Origin of the sequence: Nocardia implantans (genome assembly GCF_035544775.1) — a bacterium.
Taxonomy (GTDB): domain Bacteria; phylum Actinomycetota; class Actinomycetes; order Mycobacteriales; family Mycobacteriaceae; genus Nocardia; species Nocardia implantans.
In genome coordinates, this window is record NZ_JAYKYQ010000002.1 from 132,091 (window position 1) to 155,163 (window position 23,073).

The 23,073-nt window shown below is 69.7% G+C and carries 17 protein-coding genes and 1 tRNA gene; 8 read left to right on the forward strand and 10 right to left on the reverse strand.

Annotated elements, in window-relative coordinates:
- The first annotated feature begins 50 nt into the window (after positions 1–50).
- Together U3653_RS04890 and U3653_RS04895 are read left to right on the forward strand one after the other, a co-directional pair.
- Complete coding sequence (locus U3653_RS04890) at positions 51–1,421, forward strand: ABC1 kinase family protein (RefSeq protein WP_195077426.1); 1,371 nt, start codon at positions 51–53, stop codon at positions 1,419–1,421.
- Between the two features lie 326 nt (positions 1,422–1,747).
- Positions 1,748–2,893, forward strand: coding sequence for an esterase/lipase family protein (locus U3653_RS04895; protein WP_323123934.1), 1,146 nt, complete (start codon positions 1,748–1,750; stop codon positions 2,891–2,893).
- A 99-nt stretch (positions 2,894–2,992) separates the two neighbouring features.
- Here the strand turns inward: U3653_RS04895 and U3653_RS04900 are convergent, their stop codons facing one another.
- The 4 genes from U3653_RS04900 to U3653_RS04915 form a co-directional block, all read right to left on the reverse strand.
- A complete protein-coding gene (locus U3653_RS04900) occupies positions 2,993–3,367 on the reverse strand; it encodes a phosphomannose isomerase type II C-terminal cupin domain (RefSeq protein ID WP_195077428.1) in 375 nt (124 codons plus the stop codon).
- Between the two features lie 83 nt (positions 3,368–3,450).
- On the reverse strand, positions 3,451–4,080 hold the full coding sequence (locus tag U3653_RS04905; protein WP_195077429.1) for a VOC family protein: 630 nt from the start codon (positions 4,078–4,080) through the stop codon (positions 3,451–3,453).
- 140 nt (positions 4,081–4,220) lie between these two features.
- The gene (locus U3653_RS04910) at positions 4,221–4,454 is read right to left on the reverse strand and encodes a type 2 periplasmic-binding domain-containing protein (protein WP_195077430.1); all 234 of its coding nucleotides are present in this window, start codon (positions 4,452–4,454) and stop codon (positions 4,221–4,223) included.
- Positions 4,455–4,858: 404 nt separating this feature from the next.
- The gene (locus U3653_RS04915) at positions 4,859–5,488 is read right to left on the reverse strand and encodes a TetR/AcrR family transcriptional regulator (protein ID WP_195077431.1); all 630 of its coding nucleotides are present in this window, start codon (positions 5,486–5,488) and stop codon (positions 4,859–4,861) included.
- A gap of 348 nt (positions 5,489–5,836) precedes the next feature.
- Here U3653_RS04915 and U3653_RS04920 point away from each other — a divergent pair, with 348 nt between their 5' ends.
- The gene (locus U3653_RS04920) at positions 5,837–6,628 is read left to right on the forward strand and encodes a hypothetical protein (RefSeq protein ID WP_195077432.1); all 792 of its coding nucleotides are present in this window, start codon (positions 5,837–5,839) and stop codon (positions 6,626–6,628) included.
- A 471-nt stretch (positions 6,629–7,099) separates the two neighbouring features.
- Here the strand turns inward: U3653_RS04920 and U3653_RS04925 are convergent.
- Positions 7,100–7,181, reverse strand: a tRNA-Leu gene (locus U3653_RS04925).
- A 386-nt stretch (positions 7,182–7,567) separates the two neighbouring features.
- Here U3653_RS04925 and U3653_RS04930 point away from each other — a divergent pair.
- Together U3653_RS04930 and acpS are read left to right on the forward strand one after the other, a co-directional pair.
- Positions 7,568–16,882, forward strand: coding sequence for a polyketide synthase (locus U3653_RS04930; protein ID WP_323123933.1), 9,315 nt, complete (start codon positions 7,568–7,570; stop codon positions 16,880–16,882).
- A gap of 76 nt (positions 16,883–16,958) precedes the next feature.
- Positions 16,959–17,396, forward strand: coding sequence for a holo-ACP synthase AcpS (gene acpS / locus U3653_RS04935; protein ID WP_043721202.1), 438 nt, complete (start codon positions 16,959–16,961; stop codon positions 17,394–17,396).
- 37 nt (positions 17,397–17,433) lie between these two features.
- On the opposite strand, the gene U3653_RS04940 is transcribed toward acpS, so the two are convergent.
- Entirely contained in the window at positions 17,434–18,054 is a 621-nt protein-coding gene (locus tag U3653_RS04940) for a TetR/AcrR family transcriptional regulator (RefSeq protein WP_323123958.1), read from the reverse strand.
- 297 nt (positions 18,055–18,351) lie between these two features.
- Here U3653_RS04940 and U3653_RS04945 point away from each other — a divergent pair, with 297 nt between their 5' ends.
- A complete protein-coding gene (locus U3653_RS04945; protein ID WP_195077434.1) occupies positions 18,352–19,578 on the forward strand; it encodes a DUF7159 family protein in 1,227 nt (408 codons plus the stop codon).
- A gap of 57 nt (positions 19,579–19,635) precedes the next feature.
- Here the strand turns inward: U3653_RS04945 and bcp are convergent, their stop codons facing one another.
- Positions 19,636–20,109 (reverse strand): thioredoxin-dependent thiol peroxidase, encoded by a 474-nt coding sequence (gene bcp, locus U3653_RS04950; protein WP_195043242.1) that lies wholly within the window; start codon positions 20,107–20,109, stop codon positions 19,636–19,638.
- Between the two features lie 165 nt (positions 20,110–20,274).
- Between bcp and U3653_RS04955 the strand changes: the two genes are divergently transcribed.
- Positions 20,275–20,496 (forward strand): DUF3618 domain-containing protein, encoded by a 222-nt coding sequence (locus tag U3653_RS04955; RefSeq protein ID WP_195077435.1) that lies wholly within the window; start codon positions 20,275–20,277, stop codon positions 20,494–20,496.
- Positions 20,497–20,559: 63 nt separating this feature from the next.
- Here U3653_RS04955 and U3653_RS04960 read toward each other — a convergent pair whose 3' ends face one another.
- Entirely contained in the window at positions 20,560–20,856 is a 297-nt protein-coding gene (locus U3653_RS04960) for an excalibur calcium-binding domain-containing protein (RefSeq protein WP_195077436.1), read from the reverse strand.
- Between the two features lie 135 nt (positions 20,857–20,991).
- On the reverse strand, positions 20,992–21,969 hold the full coding sequence (locus tag U3653_RS04965) for a pirin family protein (protein ID WP_195077437.1): 978 nt from the start codon (positions 21,967–21,969) through the stop codon (positions 20,992–20,994).
- 70 nt (positions 21,970–22,039) lie between these two features.
- Between U3653_RS04965 and U3653_RS04970 the strand changes: the two genes are divergently transcribed.
- A complete protein-coding gene (locus U3653_RS04970) occupies positions 22,040–22,492 on the forward strand; it encodes a MarR family winged helix-turn-helix transcriptional regulator (RefSeq protein ID WP_324722340.1) in 453 nt (150 codons plus the stop codon).
- 15 nt (positions 22,493–22,507) lie between these two features.
- On the opposite strand, the gene U3653_RS04975 is transcribed toward U3653_RS04970, so the two are convergent.
- Complete coding sequence (locus U3653_RS04975; RefSeq protein WP_195077439.1) at positions 22,508–23,044, reverse strand: DnaJ family domain-containing protein; 537 nt, start codon at positions 23,042–23,044, stop codon at positions 22,508–22,510.
- Positions 23,045–23,073: the final 29 nt, after the last annotated feature.

The window sequence follows — 23,073 nt, forward strand, 5'->3', positions numbered from 1 at the left end:
TATCCGGACGTGCGACGCACGCCGCGCGGATGCTCATGGAGGTGCATGCCGTGGCCGATCGAGTGCCCGGAGGACGTCTGGCCAGGAGCGGTCGGTTGGGCAGACTGGCCGCGGGTCAAGCCGTGCGCGGGGTCGGCACCCGGTTGTCGATGATCGGCCGGACCGAAGAGGCCCGGCGAGTGCTGGCCGAGCGTTCCACGCTCGCGACCGCGCAGCAGGTCGTCACCGTGCTCGGCAGCATGAAAGGCGCGGCGATGAAGCTGGGCCAGATGTTGTCGGTGCTCGACGCCGACTTCGTTCCGGAATCGCATCGGGAACTCTTCCGCGGCAAGCTGGCCGAACTCCGCGATCAAGCGCCCGCCGTACCGTTCGCGGCGATGTCGAAGGTCATCGAGGACGATCTCGGGCCGCTCGCGCGCGTCTTCGCCGATTTCGACGAGACGCCGATCGCCGCGGCATCCATCGGCCAGGTCTATCGGGCGCTGCTGCACGACGGGCGCGCCGTCGCGGTGAAAGTGCAGTATCCCGGCGTAGACGAGGCCGTCCACGCGGACATGCGCAATCTCGAAACGCTCAGCAAGCTGTGGAGATCCATGCTGCCCAGCGCCGCCGACAGTGCCGTGCTGGACGAGATCGCGCGCAACATCGGCAACGAACTCGACTATCCGCGGGAAGCCAGGACCCAGCATCGCGTCGCGATGCGGTATCGCGGCCATCCTTTCATCACGGTGCCGGACAGTATCGAGGAATATTGCGTCCGAAGAGTTCTCGTAACGGAATTCGTCGCAGGAGAGAATTTTCAGCAGCTCCGGACGCTGCCCGACGCCGAACGCGATCGCTTCGGTGAGCTGATCTACCGCTTTTACATCAGTTCGCTGTTCCAGGACAACGAATTCTGCGGCGACCCGCATCCGGGAAATATCCTCCTCGCGGCCGACGGCCGGCTCGCGTTCGTCGATTTCGGGCTCTACGACCGGATGGACCCCGCGCATGTCGATTTCGAGCGCGCGTGTCTGCGGGCGGCCGGAGAACACCGCGCCGGAGACCTCTACGAGGCCTGGGTCGGACGCGGCATCATCGACCCGGACGCGGGTGTCGCCGCGGAGGAGTGTTTGGAATACGTCTGGGCGGCGGCGGGGTGGCATTTGCTCGACGAGCGGATAACGATCACCCCCGAGATCGCCACCGGCGCGGTGATTCTCGCTGTCGATCCTCGTGCCGCCGAGTTCAAAGGTATGCGGCAGCAGTTGCTTCCGCCGGAGCACGTGTTCTCCCGGCGTGCGGATCTGTTCACCTTCGCCGTGCTCGGTCAGTTGCGGGTCACCAACAATTGGCACCGGCTGGCAAGGGAGTGGCTCTACCACGAGCCTCCCGTCACCGAGGTCGGGCGCGCCATCGCGAAATGGCGGGACAGTTTGTGACACCCGCTACCGCTTCTTTCCGATCGCCTGCCGGAAAGGGGAGGTGGCGCGGTTTCTCACCGGCCGCCCGTCCTCGCCAGGTGTAGCTCGCGTTCCGCCGTTCTGTGGCCGCTCATATATGAGCCCGCAACTTCGCAGTGAGCCGCCCAGAGTCCCGCGCTGACCAGCATTTTCCACTGATCGGCGTCCTATCGTTGCTGCCGTTCGACATTGCGAGGCGCGCCTGCCGGCAAGGACAACGATGTCGAGATACGGAAAGGCATTCGATGAGATCAAGCGTCAGTCGGCGAATACTGCGTACCGCCGTATTCACCGTAACCGCGACCATGACGATGGGGTTGAGCGTGCTGACCGGGCACGCGGCGCCCGAGGCAGGACCGACGGAGCAGCAGCTGGCCGATTACATCGCGGCGGGCCGTAAGGCGGCGCCGGTGGCGGATTCGGGAAGCGCGGGGTCGGGTTCTGCGTGTACGTCGGGGAGTGGGGCCGGGTCGGGCAACGGCTCCGGTGACTGTTACGGAGGGTCGGGCAGCAGTTCGGGATCCTCGGGCGGTTACGCCAGCGACACTGTGGGTTTCGGTCCGCCGATGACGTCGTGGCTGGCGGCGTTCGGATACGGATTGACGCATCCGGACGTGGCGCCGCCGGGGACGAACGACTGGGCGTGTAAACCGACGGCCGAGCATCCGCGTCCGGTGGTTCTGGTGCACGGAACGTGGATGAACGCGTACAACGGATTCGCGTTCATGGGCCAGCCGATCAAAGACGCCGGATTCTGCACGTTCACGTTCAACTATGGGCGGTCGAATCTCCTGGAAGGCGGGGGCCTGGGATCGGTGCTGCCCGGGGTGATGGGCACCGGTTACATCCAGGATTCGGCCAAACAGCTGGCGGTGTTCGTGGATCGGGTGCTGGCGGCGACCGGCGCTTCGGAAGTCGATATCGTGGCGCATTCCCAGGGTGGATCGATGTCGAACTGGTACACGAAGTTCGAGGGCGGTGCGGCGAAGGTGAAGAATCTGGTCACTTTCGGCGCCACGCACCACGGGACTAGTTTGGACGGCATCGGCGCGCTCGGGCGGGCGATCAACAACTTCGGTATCGATGTGCTCGGTTTCGTGGAGATCTTCGTCGGGCACGCGGGAATCCAGCAGACGATCGGCTCGGATTTCGTCAACAAGCTGAACGAGCACGGCGACACGATCACGGGGGTGGATTACACGATCGTCGGCACGCGGTACGACGAGATCACCAATCCGTATGACCTGACGTTCCTGAAGGCGGCGCCGGGGGTGGCGGTGCAGAACATCACGCTGCAGGACGGGTGCGAGCAAGACGTGTCGGATCATCTGACGATGATGTATTCGCCGCGCGCGTTGTCGATCGCGCTGCGGGCTCTCGATCCGGCTGGTCACCCGAATCTGGAGTGCACGTTCAACCCGTGGCTGCTGGGCGGCGGCGGCTCACTCTGACGGTCCGCGCCACGGCGAAGTGCCCATCGAGCGACCTGGTCCCTCGCTCGATGGGCACACCCATGTGACCGGGACGACCGCCTGGTGACGGCGATTCGGTCAGACCGACTGCTTCGCAGGCTGATTCGTCTCCGACCGCCCGTAGTCGTCTTCGAGGCGGACGATGTCGTCCTCTCCGAAATAGTCGCCGTGCTGTACCTCCACGAAAACCAGTGGGGTCGGACCGGTGTTGTGAATGCGGTGAGCGGCGCCCAGCGGGATATCGATGGCCTCTCCGGTGCGCACTTCGACGGTGTCGCCGTCGAGCGTGACCAGCCCTTCTCCGGCTACCACGAACCAATGCTCGGCGCGGCGCGCATGTTTTTGGTAGCTGAGGCGCCGGCCGGGGTGTACCTCGATGGTCTTGACCTTGAAGCCGTCGCCTTCGGTGAGGATGGTGTAGCTGCCCCATGGGCGCTGAGAGGATTCGGTCACGGCGCTATCCTGCCTCAGCAGTCTCGTCCGGGAATCCGTCGGGGTGCGCACCCTGCGGTGGGGCGGGCCGGCGGTCGAACCGCTCAGTCGGCGGTCTCCCAGGCGAAACCGTCCGGGTCCACGAACGGGCCGATAGTGCCGCGGATGGCGAATCGGTGCGCCCCGGAGCCCTCTGGTGCGATGCCCGCGTCTTTGGCCGCGGCGCGCCGCCCGTAGAGCGCGAGTTTGACCGCATCGGCCGGGGTGGCGAACTCTACATATTTGCTGCCGAAGCTCTTCGCCACGGCCAGGCCGCGGTCGACGTAGAACTGCTTGGTCGCTTTGACATCGTCGACCCCGAGGAGCACTACGAAACTGTCGACTTCCCGGGTGGCAGGCCCGGTGTTCTTCTTCGCCGACGTCGCCACCTTCCAGATCGCCCCGTCCGGAGCCTGCACCACGCCGCCGTAGCCCCAGAAGCTCTTCTTGACCGGCTTCAACGTCGTCGCTCCCGCGTCGACGGCGGTACCGACGAGGCTGTCGACGGTGCTCGGCTGCGACACCACAAGCGACAGCACGTAACCCCGAAAACCGGTGGTCGCAGCGTCGGAGGCGCGCAAGCGCACCTTGTCGCCGAGTCCGAACGCGGCAGCGTAGAAGGCTTCGGCGGCGTCCGGGTCCGGCACCTCGAGCACGACGGAATCGATCGCGGCCTGATCAGTGGTGAGGTTCATGCCCCCAACGCTAGGCGCCCCGCGGCGCGCGCCGCTTCTCGATTCCTGACCGGTCGGTCGCGCCGCCTGGCATCCGGTCCGAGACCATCCGGCAGCTCGGGCGACGGACGAATCCGGCGGAGCGCTCGCCGGGGCGACCCTCATGGGTCGAGGTTGTCGCCGGGAGGGAATACGTCCCGGACGACGGCGCGGACCACCTCACGCAACAACTGGTGTTCCGGTTCGCTGTCGTAGGCCGGATGCCACCACATGGCCTGCACCAGCGGGTCGAGATCGACCGGGCACGGCCGCACCGACAGGCCCCGGCGGTAGGCCGGGTCGTCGGCCAGGTGAACGCAGTTAGGCCACCGACGGCGCGAACTCCATGCCGGCACAACTCAGTTGGACCAGCGACCCCCTCCCGACGACATCGACATGGTCGGCCACCCCGAACTACGGAACTGCGCGCCCGCGGCATCGAGCCGTGGGCGCAGATCGTGACCGAAACCTTCCTCACGGTCGGAGTCCGGGAAGCCGCCTACCACATCGAACCGGCGACCGGAGTGTGGTTCGTCTCCGGTCGCCACGATGCAGGCCCATCGCGGATCTGGGTCGCCGCACAACCGGCCGAGGCCGCAGCGCAGGGTCCCGGCGGGTCGCTGAAGCCGTCGACGTGCTGAGCCTGCTCGGAGCGGTCGGCGCGCCGTCCGGCGAACACGACACGGAGGTCACGCCGCACGGGAAGGTTTGAGCGGCCCTCGCCGCTCGGGGTGAGCACAGTCGTCGAAGGCGCGGACCCTCAGCGGGGCACCCCATGCAGGATGAGCGTGTGCTCGATGCAGCGCGCGATGAATTCGTCGTCGAGCGGACCATCCACCACCAGGAGACGGAAATATATCGGGGCGGAGAGGGTTTCGAGCACTTCGCGGGCATCGACGTCCGATGGCAGCTCGCCGCGATCGACGGCCCTGCCGATGACGTGCGCGGTTCGGTCGAAGCGGTCGACCCAGAAGCGTCGGCGCGCCTCGGCGACCTCGGGGTCGGCCGACAGGGCGATGGTCGTGCCCAGTAGCCGCGCGATGCCGGGGCGCGAGAGCAGGTGGGAGATCTGTTCGGCGAGTTGCCGGAGATCGCCGCGCAACGTCCCGGTATCGGGAGCGGGGTTGCCCGCCGCCGCCAATTCGGTGACGGTCTCGGCGATCAAGGCCGTGCGCGTGCCCCAGCGCCGGTAGATCGTCGTTTCCGCCACGCCCGCCCTGGCCGCGACATCGCCGATGGTCAACCCCTCGATCCCGTGTTCGGCCACCTGTTCCAGCGTCGCGGTCAGTACCGCCTCGCGTACGCGCGCCGACCGTCCCCCGGTCCGCTTGCGCGGGGCCGGGGGCGGTGACAGTTCCTCGATGCTCGCGTCGCGTCCGCGCCGGTCCATGCCCCTGTTCTACTCGATGCGCGAGCCGGCGACCGGCGGACCGGGCCGCGAGCGGTTCGGTCAGCGCGGATACGCGGTGATCCGGTTGCCGAACTCGCAGGCCAGATGCCACTCGTGTTCGGCGATGTGCAAGAGCCGCAGGGAAGATCACCCGCGTGGTCAGGATCGACCGATTCCTCTCGTCGGGCGCTTAAAGCTAGGAACACTTGCGTTTGTGAGGGTGTGGGATTACGTTGACGCTGGTCTGCCTCGTGGTTAGCCAACCGCGCTCCCCGAGCGGGCGGACGTTGGTTCATCCCCCGTCGACGGAAGTGGCCGGGACGGAAAGCGGAGAGGAAGGCGAGGCTCATGGGCGAGTCCATCGCGATTCGGACGTACCTTGGCGGCGAACAAATCTCGCGGGAACGAGTACGGGCATGGGAAGCCCGCCGCGCCGAAGTGGTGCTGACCAAACTCGCCCGCCGTCTGGGAGCGCGAGCCTTCGCCGAACTCGCGCCGGGAAAGCGTTTGGACGACCTGCTCGGCGCTCCGCTCGACGCGCAACGATCCGCGTTGACCTCGATGAAGACCCGCCTGGGTCACGCGGGCGTGTACGCCGCACTCAAGCGTGACCTCGAGATCTCCGAGCGGATGACGCGCACCGGGGTGGCGCTCAGCCGGGGCCGCACCGGGCACGCCGTCACCCGCCTGGAGGTTCCCGGTTACAGCGCCGAACGATTCGCCGCCTGGTTCTCCGACCTCACCGCCACCAACGCCGAGACCGATATGGTCGCCGCCTGCCCCGACCACTACCTCCTGCGCGGACTTCCCGACGGCCGCCAGGAAGTCGTCGAAGCCACCGGCGGGTCACCCCTGGCCACCCGATTTCTCGTCGACTACGGCAGAACCGAAGCACTCACCATCCCTGCCGACCCCCGCTACCCCCAGCAGATCGCGGGCCATGCCCTGCTCGACGACGGCCTCGTGATCGGCGGCGTACGACACCAATTCCTCGACCGCCGCGGAACGATGGAAGCCCTGCTGACCGTGCAGTTCCCGGCGAGTCTGCCCGCCCGGTTCATCCGCGAGCACCGATGGCACCTGGCCGTGGAATTCGGCAACTGGATCATCGCCGCCGCATCCACAGCCGCCACGTCGTAAGTCGCCTCGGGCTCCACCTCGACGCCGATGACTCCGCGGGCGGGCAATGCGATGACAGCGTGTCCGTCCGGTGACCTTCGGGCCAGCACTACTCCGCCAATCGAGTCGGGTCCGCTCCAGTCGGGTGCCCGGCCGCCACTCGAACGCGGTGCCGGTGTGCTTGTCGAGGACGCGACCTTCGTCGCCGCCGGTGGACAGATAGGGGACATCGCCGTCGCCGGTACGAACCACGCGGTTCGTGACCTGCGGTACGTAAACGAATATCTGCAACGGCGCCTGCGGCCGGATGACCGGCGCGATCAACGCCGACCGCCTGTGCCAGCAAACATTTCGCAGGGATCAAGTGTGGGGCGGTCCGGCAGATGGGCCAGGAATCGGAACAGGTCAGAGCGGTTTTCCGGGGGCGCCTTCGTGCGGGAAAGGGCCCTCCGACACGCGGCTCGGGCGAGCGTCACGACTGACGGGAATCTGTGCGCGAGAGGGGACTTGAACCCCTACGTCCGTGGACACCAGAACCTAAATCTGGCGCGTCTGCCAATTTCGCCACTCGCGCTTGATGGTACGACCGTCCAAACTCTACCGGGCCAATCGGTCATAGCGAAGCATTGGGTTGGCGTGGCGTACTGGTCAGTAACCCCACCTGGGATTATAACGATTTGATGAACCTCAATATGAGGGGCACTCATGTTTCGTACGCGTTGGTAACCCGATGGACCAGGGAGTTCAAACATGAGGCGGAGTCATGTTCACGACTATTCTGGTACGTACGTACTGAAATACTCCTAAGTAGCGGCCACGCCCGGAGGCAAACGTGAGGATTTCCTCATGATTTTGTGCCATCCTCGCCCCTATCAGGCCGATCACCCGCGATCACTCGTGAACCGGTAGGGACCGGCGTGTCGCCGAGGCATGTCGCATGGAGAAGGAAGTCGAAGCGTCTTGACGATCAACGAGAGCACCAAGACCGAGTCCGGACAGAGCACGAAGGTGGCCGGCGCCGCCGGGAAGGCCGCGTCGGGCGGGGCGCGGTCGCCGCTGTTGGATCGTCTGCTCGGCGGCGTGCCGTACGCGCTCGCCTTCGGTGGGCAGGGCGCGCAGTGGCTGCGTGAACTGGAGGAGATCGGGCGCGACAGCGCGCTGGAGCCGGAGCTGACCGCACTGGTCAACGAGGCGGCGACGCTGCTCGAGCCGGTCGCGGCGCAGTTGCTGGTGGTCCGTCCCGTCGGCTTCGATCCCATCGGGTGGATGCTCGAGAACGAGCTCGCCGACGGCGACGAGGGCGAGGCGTCCGCGGCCCCGTCCGAGGCGGTGCTGCGCTCGGCGGCGGTGTCCATGCCCGGTGTGCTGCTGACCCAGGTGGCGGCCGTGCGGGCGCTGCGCCTGCAGGGTCTGGATCCGGCCGAGCACGCGCCGGTCGCGATCGTCGGGCACTCGCAGGGCCTGCTCGCCGCCGCGGCGGTGGAAGCCGGTGGCGCCCGCGACGCGGAGCTGCTCGCGGTGGCCCAGATGATCGGCGCCGCAGCGGGTTTGGTGGCGCGTCGGCGCGGGCTGATGCCGGTGGGCGAGCGCTCGCCGATGGTCGCGGTGTCCAACGTCGATCCCGAGCAGCTGCGCGCCGTGGTGGCCGAGGTGTGCGCGGGAGCCGATCCCGCCGCCGCCGTGGTGGTCTCGATCCGCAACGGACGCCGCCGCGCGGTGCTGTCCGGGCCGCCCGCGCAGTTGGAGCGGGTGCGGCAGCGGTGTGCGCAGCTCCACGACGAGCAGGCGCGCGAACGCGACGCCAAGGTGCGCGGTGGCTCGGTGTTCGCTCCGGTCTTCGAGGACGTGGCCGTCGACGTGGCGTTCCACCACCCGGCGCTGGCCGACACGGTGGACTTGGTGAGCAGCTGGGCCACCCAGTGCGGCCTGGACGCGGAACTGGCGGGCGAGCTGGCGCGGCAGATCCTGGTCGATCCGATCGACTGGGTGGAGGTCGTCGAAGGCGTGATCTCCGCAGGCGCGGAGTGGATTCTGGACCTCGGCCCCGGCGACCTGCTCTCCCGCGTCACGGGCGGCACGCTGAAGGGCACCGGCCTCGGCATCGTCGCCGCCGCCACCCGCGCCGGTCAGCGCAGCCTGCTCACCCCGGGCGCCGCGCCGGAGCCTGCGACCCCCTGGTCGGCGTTCGCGCCGCGGCCGGTGCGGCTGCCCAACGGGCGCATCGTGGTCGAGACCGCCTTCACCAAGCTGACCGGACGCTCGCCGATCCTGCTCGCCGGCATGACCCCCACGACAGTCGACGCGAAGATCGTCGCGGCCGCGGCGAACGCCGGCCACTGGGCGGAGCTGGCCGGTGGCGGACAGGTCACCGAGCAGATCTTCGCCGACCGGGTTGCCGAGCTGAAGAAGCTGCTGCATCCGGGGCGTTCGGTGCAGTTCAACTCCTTGTTCCTCGATCCGTACCTGTGGAAGCTGCAGCTGGGCGGCAAGCGGTTGGTGCAGCGGGCCCGTTCGGCGGGCGCCCCGTTCGACGGCGTCATCGTGACCGCGGGCATTCCGGAGCTGGAGGAAGCCGTCGCGCTGATCCAGGAGCTCACCGAGGTCGGGATCAGCCACGTCGCGTTCAAGCCGGGCACCGTCGCCCAGATCAGGGCCGTGCTTCGCATCGCCGACGAGGTGCCGGACTACCCGGTGATCATGCACATCGAGGGCGGCAAGGCCGGCGGTCACCACTCCTGGGAGGACCTGGACGACCTGCTGCTGGAGACCTACGCCGAGCTGCGCAACCGCGCCAACGTGGTGGTGTGCGTCGGCGGCGGCATCGGAACGCCCGAGCGCGCCACGGAGTACCTCACCGGCCAGTGGGCGGTGCGGCACGGCTACCCGGTGATGCCGCTGGACGGCGTTCTGGTCGGTACCGCGGCCATGGCCACGCTGGAAGCCACCACGGCGCCTGAGGTCAAGCAACTGCTCGTGGACACCCCCGGCACCCCGGACTGGGTCGGTGCGGGCACCGCGTCCGGCGGCATGGCCTCGGGCCGCAGCCAGCTGGGCGCCGACATCCACGAGATCGACAACGCCGCTTCGCGCACCGGCCGGCTGCTGGACGAGGTGGCGGGTGACGCCGACGCGGTCGCGGCGCGCCGGGACGAGATCATCGCGGCGCTGAACGCCACCGCCAAGCCGTACTTCGGCGACCTGTCCACCATGACCTACCAGGAGTGGCTGGAGCGCTACATCGAGCTCGCCGTCGGGCTGGACCGCCGCAAGGACTTCGACTGCGGCAGCGACCTGGGCGACGCGATCGCGGAGGCCACCCGTTCGGTGTGGCTGGACATCACCTGGCGCGACCGGTTCGCGGAGATGGTGCGCCGCACCGAGTCTCGGCTGCACCCGGCCGACCGCGGCGAGATCCCCACCCTGTTCGCCAGTGACGAGGACTTCGAGGACCCGGTCGGCGCCCTGTGCGCGCTGAAGGACGCCTACCCCGCTACGGCGCAGACGCTGCTGCACCCGGCCGACGTCCCGTTCTTCATCGCGTTGTGCAAGACCCCCGGCAAGCCGGTGAACTTCGTTCCGGTCGTGGACGGCGACGTGCGCCGCTGGTGGCGCTCGGATTCGCTGTGGCAGGCGCACGATCCGCGCTACTCGGCCGATCAGGTGTGCGTCATCCCCGGCACGGTCTCGGTCGCGGGCATCACCCGGGTCGACGAGCCGGTGGGCGAGTTGCTCGACCGCTTCGAACAGGACACCGCGTACTCCCTGGTGCGCGCGGGCGTGGCCCCGGTCCCCGTGGACGCGCGCCGCACGGCGGGCGTCACCGGCGGCCCGATCGACGCCGTGCTCGCCGCCCCCGACGTGCAGTGGGCCGGGCGCACCGCGATCAGCCCGGTGCACCGGCTCGGCGACCTGTCCGAGTGGGTCGTCGACGGAAAGGGCGCGGTGCATCCGCCCAGCGGCGCGACGCTGGTCGAGACCACCGGTCCGGAGCCGGAGCACGCCTACGTTGAGCTGACCGTCCCGCTGCTGGCGGGCAACGCGGTCCGCATCCGGATCACCGTGCCGACCTCGGTCTACAACGGCGGCGCCCCGGTCGTCACCGAGGCCGACGCCGACGAGGCCATGTCCGCGCTGCTCGCGGTCGCGGCGGGCCAGGACCTGCCCGAGGTCAAGGGCAAGGTCGCCCACGTGAACCTGGCCTGGACGCCGGACCTGATCGCCGATCACGCCGGGGTCACCGGCTCCGGCCTGCCCGCCACGCTGAGCACGCTCGGCCGTACCGTGCCCGACGTGCTGGTCGGCGCGTGCTGGCCCGCCGTGTTCGCGGTGCTCGGCGCGACCCGCACCGCGCGGGGCGAGAGCGTCATCGAGGGCATGCTCGACCTGGTCCACCTGGACCACCAGGTGCATCTCGCCGGTGCGCTGCCCGCCGAGACCAGCGTGCTTGCGGTGCGCGCGGAGGCGGGGGAGACCGTCGACACCGACCTCGGCCGCGTGGTCGAGGTGCACGTGCGGATCACCGCCATGCTGGACAAGCCCGAGACCGGGATGTCGATGCCGGTGCTGGCCACCCTCACCGAACGGTTCGCCATCCGCGGACGCACCGGAGCGGGCGAGCTCGCCGATCCGCCGCGCGCGGCGGGCACGGTGTCCGACGCCGCCACCGACACCCCGCGCCGGCGTCGCCGCGACGTCACGATCGTGGCTCCGCGAAGCATGCACGCCTTCGCCGCCGTCTCCGGCGACCACAACCCGATCCACACCAGCGATGCCGCCGCCAAGCTCGCCGGGCTCGGCGGTCCGATCGTGCACGGCATGTGGCTGTCGGCGGCCGCGCAGCACGTCGTATCGGCGGTGGATCCGGCGAGTTCGGTACCCGCGCGGACGCTGACCGCATGGACCACCCGGTTCCTGGGCATGGTCCGCCCCGGCGCGCAGATCGATGTGCGCGTCGAGCGCGTCGCGCTCGACGCCGGCAGCGAGATCGTCGAGGTCTCCTGCCGCACCGAAGGCGAGCTGGTGATGACCGCCACCGGTCGCACCGCGGCGCCGAAGACCGTCTACGCCTTCCCCGGCCAGGGTATCCAGCGCAAGGGGATGGGGCTGGACGCCCGCTCACGGTCGAAGGCGGCCAAGGAGATCTGGGACCGCGCCGACAAGCACACCCGTGCGGCGCTTGGCTTCTCGATTCTCGCCGTGGTGCGGGACAACCCGACATACCTGAAGGCGCGCGGCGTCGAGCACCGGCACCCGGACGGCGTGCTGCACCTGACCCAGTTCACCCAGGTCGCCATGGCGACCCTCGGCGTCGCCCAGATGGCGGAGCTGCGCGAGTCCGGCGCGTTCGTCGAGGGCGCGCTGCTCGCGGGCCACTCGGTGGGCGAGTACAACGCGCTGGCCGCCGTCGCCGGAGTGCTGCCGCTGGAGGCGGTGCTCGAGGTGGTGTTCCAGCGCGGTTCCGCGATGCACGAGCTGGTGCCGCGGGACGCGCAGGGACGCAGCGACTACCGGATGGCTGCCATCCGGCCCTCGCAGATCGGACTGCCCGACGCGGAGGTCGTCGACTTCGTCAACGAAGTCGGGAATCGGGTCGGGGAGTTCCTCGAGGTGGTCAACCTGAACCTGCGCGGTTCGCAGTACGCGATCGCGGGCACGGTGGCCGGGCTGGACGCGCTGGAGCAGGAGATCGACCGCCGCCGTGCGGAATTCGGCGGCAAGCGCGCCTTCATCCTGGTCCCCGGCATCGATGTGCCGTTCCACTCGACGGTGCTGCGCAAGGGCGTTCCGGAGTTCCGGCAGAAGCTCGAACAGCTGCTGCCGGTGGACCTGGACCCGGCGACCCTGGTCGGCCGCTACATCCCGAACCTGGTGCCGAGGCTGTTCTCGCTGGAGCGGGCGTTCGTGCAGGAGATCGCGGACCTGGTGCCGTCCGAGCCGCTCACCGAGGTGCTGGCCGACTTCGACAGCTGGGCGGCGCGGCCGGTCGACCTGTGCCGCGTGGTGCTGATCGAATTGCTCGCCTGGCAGTTCGCCAGCCCGGTGCGCTGGATCGAGACCCAGGACCTGCTGTTCACCGACCCCGCGCAGGGTGGGCTCGGAGTGGAGCGGTTCGTCGAGATCGGTCTCGGCGCCACGCCGACGGTGGCCAACTTGGCCAGCCAGACGTTGAAGCTGCCCGCCTTCGGCGGAGCCAAGGTGGAGGTGCTCAACATCGAGCGCGAGGCGGCGATCGTCTACGCGACCGACACCGATCCCGCCCCGGTCGACGAGCCGGTGGACGAGCCGGCCGCCGCCGCGGCTCCGGCAGCGGTCGCCGCCGCCCCCGTGGCCGCGCCCGCGCCGAGTTCGGGCGGGCCGCGTCCGGACGACATCGCCTTCACCGCCGCCGACGCGACGCGCGTGCTGATCGCGCTGTGGACCAAGCTGCGGCTGGACCAGATCGGCCCGGTGGACACCATCGAGGGCCTGTGCGACGGCGTGTCCTCCCGGCGTAACCAGCTGCTGGTCGACCTCGGCTCCGAGCTGTCGCTCGGCGCGATCGACGGCGCCGCCGACGCCGACATGGGCGCGCTGTCGGCGACGGTGGAGCGGCTCGCCCGCACCTACCGTCCGTTCGGCACGGTGCTCACCGACGCCATCGGCGACCATCTGCGCAAGGTCTTCGGCCCGTCCGGCAAGCGTCCGGCCGCCATCGCGGACCGGGTCAAGAAGGTCTGGGAACTCGGCGACGGCTGGGCCAGCCACGTGACCGCAGAGGTGTCGCTCGGCACCAGGGAAGGCACCAGCGTGCGCGGTGGCGACCTGGGCGGGCTGGTCTCCGGCGCGCTCGGCGACGCCGCCTCGGTCGACGCGGCCATCGACGCGGCCGTGCAGGCCGTCGCGGCCCGCCGCGGTGTCGCGGTGTCGCTGCCTTCGGCGGGCGGGGGTGGCGGTGCGACCGTCGACGCCGCCGCGCTGGGCGAATTCACCGAGCAGATCACCGGCCGCGACGGCGTGCTGGCCACGGCCGCGCGCGTCGTGCTCGAACAGCTCGGTTTGTCCGAGCGCGTGTCCGCGCCGGAAGCCACCGAGGACTCCCTGGTCGATCTGGTGTCGGCCGAACTCGGTTCGGACTGGCCGCGTCTGGTCGCGCCTGCGTTCGACGCCCGCAAGGCGGTGCTGCTGGACGACCGGTGGGCCACCGCGCGCGAGGATCTGGCCCGACTGTGGCTCGCCGACGACTCCGACAGTGCCGACCAGCCGGTCACCGGGTTCATCGGCGCGGGTGAAGCCGTTGCAGCCCAAGCCAACTGGTGGCGGCAGCGGGCGATGCACGAGGCGCGTTCGGTGCTGGCCGGACTGTACGAGCGCATCGCCGAGGCGGCCCTGAGCACGGAGGAGCCCGGTCTGTGGTCCTCCGACATCGCGGTGATCACCGGCGCGAGCAAGGGATCGATCGCCGCGGCGGCGACCGGAAGGTTGCTCAGCGGTGGCGCCACGGTGGTGGTCACCACCTCGTCGCTCAACGACGAACGTCTCGCCTTCTACCGGAAGCTCTACCGCGACAACGCCCGTCACGGCGCGGCACTGTGGGTCGTTCCCGCCAACATGGCGTCCTACCAGGACGTCGATGCCCTGATCGACTGGATCGGCACCGAGCAGGTCGACAGCGCGGGCGGCGCGAAGATCAAGATCAAGGACGCGATGACGCCCACCCTGCTGCTGCCGTTCGCGGCGCCGCGGGTGGCCGGTGACCTCGCCGACGCGGGCGCGCGCGCCGAGATGGAGATGCGCGTGCTGCTGTGGTCGGTCGAACGGCTGATCGGCGGGCTGTCCAAGTTGGGCGCCGATCACGACGTGGACGCGAAACTGCACGTGGTGCTGCCGGGTTCGCCCAACCGGGGCATGTTCGGCGGCGACGGAGCCTACGGCGAGTCGAAGGCTGCGCTGGACGCGGTGGTCGCCAAGTGGCGGGCCGAGAAGTCGTGGTCGAGCCGGGTCACCCTGGTGCACGCCCTGATCGGCTGGGTGCGCGGCACCGGCCTGATGGGCCACAACGACCCGATGGTCGAGGCGGTCGAGAAGGCGGGCGTGCAGACTTGGTCCACCACCGAGATGGCCGACGAGCTGCTCAAGTGGTGCACCTCGCGGGCCCGTCAGGTGACCGCGAGCGGCCCGCAGCAGATCGACCTGACCGGCGGGCTGGCCAGGGCCAAGCTGGACCTGCCCGCGCTGGCCAAGCAGGCCGCGGAGCAGACGGAGGCGGAGACCGACGCGGACTCCGGCCGCACGATCGCGGCGCTGCCCGCGCCGCCGACCGTGACCTCCGCGCTGCCGGTCCCCGAGTGGGGCGAGGTGACCGCGGACCCGGCCGACATGGTGGTCATCGTCGGCGCGGGCGAGCTCGGCCCGTACGGCTCGGCGCGCACCCGCTTCGAGATGGAGGTCTCCGACGAGCTGTCGGCGGCGGGCGTGCTGGAACTCGCCTGGACCACCGGCATGGTCACCTGGGAGAACGACCCGAAGCCGGGCTGGTACGACGCCGCGTCCGGTGACTACGTGCCCGAGCACGAGCTGGCCGAGCGTTACCACGACGCCGTCGTCGCCCGGTGCGGTGTGCGGCGCTACGAGGACGACGGCGCCATGACCGACAACTCGGCGCCGCTGATGACCTCGGTCTTCCTCGACCAGGACCTGTCGTTCACGGTGGGCGGCGAGGCCGAGGCCCGCGCCTTCTACGCCGCCGACCCGGAGCACACGGTGATCACGCCGGTCGAGGGCTCCGGCGACTGGACGGTGACGCGCAAGGCGGGCACCGAGATCCGCGTGCCGCGCCGGGCCAAGCTCTCGCGCACCGTCGGCGGCCAGATCCCGACCGGCTGGGACCCCACCATCTGGGGTATCTCGCCCGACATGGCCGCTTCGGTGGACCGGGTCGCGCTGTGGAACATCGTCTGCACGGTGGACGCGTTCATCGGCTCCGGATTCAGCCCCGCGGAGCTGATGAGCTGGGTGCACCCCTCGCTGGTCGCCAACACGCAGGGCACCGGCATGGGCGGCATGTCCTCGATGCGCTCGCTGTACATCGACAACCTGCTGGGTGAGTCGCGCCCGAACGACATCCTGCAGGAGGCGCTGCCGAACGTGGCGCTGGCGCACGTGGTGCAGTCCTACGTCGGCAGCTACGGCGCGATGGTGCACCCGGTGGCGGCCTGCGCCACCGCCGCGGTGTCGGTCGAGGAGGGCGTCGACAAGATCCGGCTCGGCAAGGCCGACCTGGTCGTGGCCGGCGGTTACGACGATCTCGGCATCGAGGGCATCGTCGGCTTCGGCGACATGTCGGCCACCGCGGATTCCGCGGCCATGAGCGCCAAGGGCATCAGCGACCGGTACTTCTCCCGCGCCAACGACCGCCGCCGCGGCGGATTCGTCGAATCCCAGGGCGGCGGCACCATCCTGCTGGCGCGCGGCAGCGTCGCGCTGGAGATGGGTCTGCCGGTGCTGGGCGTGGTGGCCTACGCGCAGTCCTTCGCCGACGGCGTGCACACCTCCATCCCGGCTCCCGGTCTGGGCGCGCTGGGCGCCGGTCGTGGCGGGACGGAGTCCAGGCTGGCGACCGAACTGCGCAAGCTGGGCGTCACCCCGGACGAGATCGCGGTGGTGTCCAAGCACGACACCTCCACCGCTGCCAACGACCCGAACGAGTCCGAACTGCACGAGCGTCTCGCGACGGCCATCGGACGTTCGGACGGCGCTCCGCTGTTCGTCGTCTCGCAGAAGAGCCTCACCGGGCACGCGAAGGGCGGCGCGGCCGCCTTCCAGCTCATCGGCCTGTGCCAGGTGCTGGAACAGGGCGTCATCCCGCCGAACCGCAGCCTCGACTGCGTCGACGAGAAGATGCTCGCCTTCCCGCACCTGGTGTGGCTGCGCGAACCGCTGCGCCTGGGTGGCCGCCTTCCGCTGAAGGCCGGTCTGGTCACCTCGCTCGGCTTCGGCCACGTGAACGGTCTGCTCGCGGTGGTGCACCCGGAGGCGTTCATCCAGGCCATCGAGCCAGGGCGGCGCGAGGAGTACCAGCGCAGGGCGCAGGAGCGTCAGCTGGCCGGACGGCAGCGGTTCGTGGAGGCGATGTGCGGCGGCGCTCCGCTGTACGAGCGTCCCGCGGATCGCAGGCTCGGCGGTGAGGGCACCCCGTCCCAGCGGGCACGGCAGCTGGAGGCCGACGTGCTGCTCTCGCCGGAGGCGCGCTTGGACCAGGACGGGGCCTACCGCGCGAAGGGCATCGGATGCGCGTAACCGGAAGCGCGGCGGGGCAACTCGCCGCGCCGGGTCCGCGCGCGGGCGCGCCGGGCACGTCGTAGGCTGCCCGCCTATGACGATCCTCGGTATCGGCTTGGACTTGGTGACCATCTCCGAGTTCGCCGAACAGCTCGAACGCGCCGGAACGACCATGCTCAGGGAAAGTTTCACCGCGGGAGAGCGGCGTTACTGCCAGAGCAAAGGGACCGACCCGGCGCGCAGCTACGCGGCGCGGTGGGCGGCGAAAGAGGCGGTGCTCAAAGCATGGGCGTCGTCGCGGTTCGCCCGCCGCCCGCAGATCGGGGACAACCCGTATCCGCTGATCGAAGTGGTCAACGACGCGTGGGGCAGGCCGAGCATCAAGCTGCACGGCCTGGCCGCGGAATTCCTGCCCCGGGTGCGGGTCCACCTCTCGCTGACGCACGACGGCGACACCGCCGCCGCCATGGTGGTGCTGGAGGACCCGGGCGAGCTGGCCGACCTCATCGAAGGCCGCGACAGCGCGGGCTGAGCAGCGCGGTGGTCCCGGTCGCGGCCGGGACCACCCGTTATCCTTCGCCGCCGGTACGCGATTCCTTCTCCGCGACCAGCAGGTAGGCCACCATCAGGCGCTTGAGTTCGGCGACCGCTTCGGCGCTGCTCTGCTCGTCCTGCACGGAGAAATTGAGCATCGAATAGACCACGTGCACCAGCACTTCGGCCATCATGGTGCGCCGTGCCCTCGGCGTGCGCGGCGTGAGCGGCCGCAGCATCTGCGAGACGACCTCGGCGAACTGCTTCTCGTGGATCGCCCCGGTGGCCCGGGTGGACGGCGTGGACTGCATGGCAAGCCACACCTCCCGCCGGGACGGGTCGGTCATCCAGAGGTTGGCCAAGTGGTCGACGAACTGGTTCATGTGCCGCAACCAGTCCAGGGAGGGAATCTCACCGTGGAAGTCGGCCAGCTCCTGGGAAACGGCAACCAGGTCTTGGCGATTCAGCTCACAGACGATGACGTACTTGTTGGCGAAGAACTGATACAGCGTGCCGATCGGCACCTCCGCCCGTGCCGCCACCTCTTCACAGGTGAACGACTCGAACCCGACCTCGACGAGCAACTCCCTGGACGCCTGGAGTAAGGCGTCGAACTTTCGTTTGCTGCGTTCCTGCGTCGGCCGGCGTCGCGGCATGAGCTCCTGTGGGTCGGCCTGCAGCTCCAACGCAGGGTCCAGACGGTGCTTCACCCTGGCCTCCGCGCGTACTTCCACGCATCCAGGCTAACGGTAGGGGCAAGCGTGCGATACGCGCATCCGCCGTTCGCGTCCAGTCGGCTGGATTTCCGCTACCCATCCGTAACCGATGCGGCATCGAACATATACCGAGCGCGCGTGCATCGCGGCGTGTGTTCCGAGCAGGGGAATCCATGGGGCTCATGGCTTTCGGCAAGCCCGTGAGCTCGGTCAATGCACAGAGGGAAGGCGTGATCAGTGGTAGCTGAATCTGTGGTGACTCTCGGCGTTTCGACCGAACGCGGTGCCGTGCACGCGGTGGCGCTCGCCGACGGCAGGAAGCTGGCCGATCGAGTGCTGCTGCGCCGGGTCGAGCGAACCGGCGGCGACAGCAAGGCGGACGTGGCCGCAGCGGTCGAGGCCGCGCTCGACGCCGTGGCCGCGGGCCTGGGCGCGGAGCGGGAAGTCGGTGGTGTGGCGGTCGCCTATCGCGACGCCGCGGAGCGGCGCGCCATCGTGACCAGATTGGCGGCGGGCCGGTGGCACAGCGCCTCGATGGTCTCGGTGAAATCGGCCCACCTGAGCGTGGCGAGCATGATGACGTGGCTGGACGCCTACGACAACCTGCTGGTGTGTGAGGTGGTGCCCGGGTACCACGCGTTCACTTTGGTGGACCGGGGCCGCCGCCGAGTGCTCGCCGCGGTGGGGCAGGCGGGCCGGGCGACGCCGCGATCGCTCGGCATGGGCGTCACGGCCGCGTGGGATCAGCTGGACGCGGCCGGCGCGCGGCCGGACGCGGTGGCGCTGATCGGCTCGGCGGGCGCGGGTTCGGCCGTGCTGACGGCGGTCGAGAAATTCGGGGCTCCGGTGATCCCCTGCACCGTAGGCGCTTTCGCCTCCGCCGCGGGCGCGGCGTTGAGCGCACGGCTGGAGCAGGACAGCTACGCAGGCCCGGTGAGCGAGTCGAATCGACCGCGCGGCGGGGTGGCGGTGTTCGCCGCGGCCGGTGTGCTGGCCAGCGGAATGGTCATCGGCGGGAGCTACCTGCTGAACGATTCGTCTCGGTCGGTGCCGACCGTCGTGACCGACGCCAGGATCGAGGGCGCCGGTGCGACGCATCCGGTGGAGCCGGTCCGGCCCGCCGGTACCGAGGCGGACGAGTCGTTCGACGGCCCGCACGGTGGCGATGCCACCACGACCGGAGTGTGGCTTCCGGACCAGCGCTGGGGATCGTCCCCGCGGCACCGTCCGTTGCCGCTGGTCGCCGCCGATGCCCCTGTCGCGCCGGAGCCGGAGGCCCCGGAGCCGCTCGTGCCGGGGACCGGAATCCCGTCCGATCGCCAGGTGGGCGCGCCCGACGGCGCGTTGCTGTTCCCCGGTGAGGCTCCACCGCCCGCGGCGTTCACCCCGGAAGCGGCGGACTGGTGGGACGAGCACCTTCGCCTGATGGCGCAATGGGCCGCCCAGCAGGTTTTGCAGGCTTGATCCACCCGACTCCGGCCCGGCGCCCCTGCGGCGCCGGGCTTTTCGCTGCCCCGTGGGCTACACCGACAGGTCGCGGCGCAGCTTGGCGACGTGACCGGTGGCGCGGACGTTGTACTGCGCGAGGGCGATCTTGCCCGCTTCGTCCACCAGGAAGGTCGAGCGGATGACGCCGACGACCGTCTTGCCGTACATGGTCTTCTCGCCGTACGCGCCCCAGGCGGTCAGCACGGCGCGATCGGGATCCGACAGCAGGGGAAAGGTCAGTCCCTCCGCGTCGCGGAACTTGGCCAGCTTGGCGGGCTTGTCCGGCGAGATGCCCACCACGTCGATGCCCGCGCCGTCCAGGTCGGCCAGGTTGTCGCGGAAGTCGCAGGCTTGCTTGGTGCAGCCGGGCGTGCTCGCGGCGGGGTAGAAGTACACGATCACCTTGCGACCGCGGTAGTCCGACAGCGAGACGTTCTTGCCGTCGGCGTCGGGCAGCGTGAAGTCGGGGGCGGTGTCACCCGGGGAGAGTCGTTGGTTGGTGGTCACCTCCAGCACGGTATCCGAAGGTCGGGACCGCAGATCCGCGCACGGCCGGATCGCGCCGCGTGGCGGCGGATAGACTCGTCCGCGAGCCCCGGGTACTGCGCGAACGGCCGAGCGTGCGGCGTGATTCTGCACCGGGTGCGGCAATCGACAACAGGAGGGTGGAACGTGGCAAGGGATACCGAGCGGATCGAGCAGGAGATCGAGGCCGCCCGCACTCGGCTGGCGAGCACGCTCGACGAACTCGCGGTACGCGCGGACCCGCATCGCATCGCGGACGACACCAAGCAGATCGTGGTTTCGAAGCTGAACGAGCCGAAGGTGAAATACAGCCTGATCGGCGCCGCCGCCGTCTTCGTCGGGCTGGTGCTGCTCAAGATCTTCCGCTGAGCTGGAGAAACGACGACACCCGGTGGGCAGCTGCCCACCGGGTGTCGTCGTTTCGCGGTCGGTTCAGACCGTCGGGCAGGCGAAGCCGTCGCCGTCGGGATCCAGGTGCGGGCCGAAGCCGGGTTCGCCGCGGAACAGCGGCGCGCGACCGGCGGCACGGGCGTCGTCGCAGTTGGCGAAGGCGCCACCGGCCGAACCGGTCTGCGACAGACCGGCCGAGCCGGTCGCGGCGGAGCCGGTGTCGACGGCCGAGGAGCCGGTTCCGGCGGATCCGGACGGAGGGGCGGCTAGGGCGGCGGGAGCCGCGAGAAAGGTCAATCCCGCGACGGCCGCGCTGACGGAGAGCCGGCGAACGTTCATGTATTCCTCTATGTGGTTGCTGCGGTGGATGGGCGTCCGACCGGACGCCGCATCCACTGTTGTGACGGGCCGCTCCGTTGTCAACCTCGGGGGGACGGAACTAGGGGATTAGGGGATCACACCCGGTGCGGCCGCTCAGGCGGTCGTCCCGGCGCCGCGGATGTGTTCGGCGGGGATGTTTCCCATGCGTCCGGCCTGGTAGTCCTCCATGGCTTCGATGATCTCGGCGCGCGTGTTCATCACGAACGGCCCGTATTGCACCACCGGTTCCCGGATCGGACGTCCGCCGAGCAGCAGGACTTCCAGCGCTCCGGTCCGATTGTCTTGGCGCGCATCGGCGGTCACGCTGATCGCGTCTCCCTGACCGAAGACGGCGAGCTGCCCCTCGGCCAGTGGCCTGCGCTCCGCGCCGACCGTGCCGCTGCCCGACAGCACGTACGCCATCGCGGTGAATTCTTGCGGCCACGGCGTTTCCAGGATTCCGCCGGGTGTGATCGACGCGTGGGCGTAGGCGATCGGGGTGTATGTCGAACCGGGACCGGTGAATCCGCCGACCTCGCCGGCGATCAGCCGGACCAGCGCGCCGCCGTCGTGCGAACTCACCAGGGTCAGTTCGCGAGCGCGCAGGTCCTGGTAGCGCGGGGTGGCGAATTTGAGCGCGCGCGGCAGGTTCACCCAGAGCTGGATGCCGTGGAACCAGCCGCCCGAGGCGACCATCTCCTCCGGCGGGACCTCGTCGTGCAGGATGCCGGAGCCCGCGGTCATCCATTGGGTGTCGCCTTCGCCGATGACGCCGCCGCCGCCCTGTGAATCGTGGTGCACCATGGTGCCGTCGAGCATGTAGGTGACCGTCTCGAAGCCGCGGTGCGGATGCCACGGCGCGCCCTTGGCCTCGTGCGGTTCATAGGCGACCGGACCCATCTGGTCGAGCAGGATGAAGGGATCGGCCGTGCGCAGATCCATGCTGGGGAACGGCCTGCGCACCTCGAAGCCGGCGCCTTCGCGCTGTCTGTGCGCGGTGACCACGCTGCGCACCGGCCGTTCACGCAGGGTGGCGTCGGTGCGCGGGAGGCGTGGCAGGACCATGATGTCGGGAACGGTGACGGCGGGCATCGGGACCTCCTCGGGAGTTGGTGTCCATGTCAACCAACCGTGACTACACTTCATTCCCATGGTCCGGTGGTTGAGTGACGACGAGCAGGCGACGTGGCAGGCCTACGTGCGGCTGCGCCAGCGTTTGGACGGGGCGATTTCCGCCGGGTTGGCCGAGGACGGCCTGTCCCTGGCGGACTACGAGTTGATGGTGGCGTTGTCGGCGGCCCCCAACGGGTGTCTGCGCGCCAAGGAGCTGGCCACCGAGGTGTGCTGGGAGAAGAGCCGGTTGTCCAAGCATCTGGCCAGGATGGACGCGCGCGGACTGGTCGAGCGGCGGCCCGCCGAGGAGGATGCTCGCGGCATCATCGTGCAGCTCACGCCGGAAGGGCGCGTGGCGCTGGAGCGTGCCGCGCCCAATCACGTCGATCTGGTCCGTCGCGTCTTCGTCGAGCTGATGACGCCGGGTGAGGCGCGGGCGCTGCGCGCGCTGGCGGAGAAGGTGATCGCCGAGGTGGAACAGGTGACCGAGCTCGGCGCCTGATCGCCGGTTGCGGCGCTATCCGGCTTCGGTGCCGTGCCGCCGCCATCGACGCCACCACGGGCGGCGCGCGCGCGGCGCGATGTGTTCGTCCGGCGTCGGGGCGGCCGCGGTGGCCGCACGGCCGGGCTGCGCGCGCCGCGGCCGGTCGGCTTCGCGCGCGTGCCGCCATTGCTCGACGATCTCGTCCGCGTTCACCGGAGCGATCGGGACGAACGGCCCTTGCGGCATCCGCAGCCAGTCCACGATGCGCTTGTTGAGTTCGCTCACGGCGGCGCGCACCTCCCGTTCGCCGGTCGCGTCGCGCACGGTCTCGGGCAGGTGCTCGATATCGCGTCGCAGCACCAGCGACGGAGGAAGCAGCGCGTCACCGCTGACCCCTTCGCGGCGCAGATACGCGCGCAACCACCAGTCCTCGTCGGGGGTCGTGCCGGCTCCGGGAATCGGCTTGCCGGTGCCGGCCAGGTTGTCGAATTCGCCGCGCTCGGCCGCCTCGCGGATCTGTTTGTCGACCCACGATTCGAAGGTCTGCTTCGGCGGCTTGCGCTCGGTCATCGGGACGGCTGGGTCTGCTGGTCCATAAC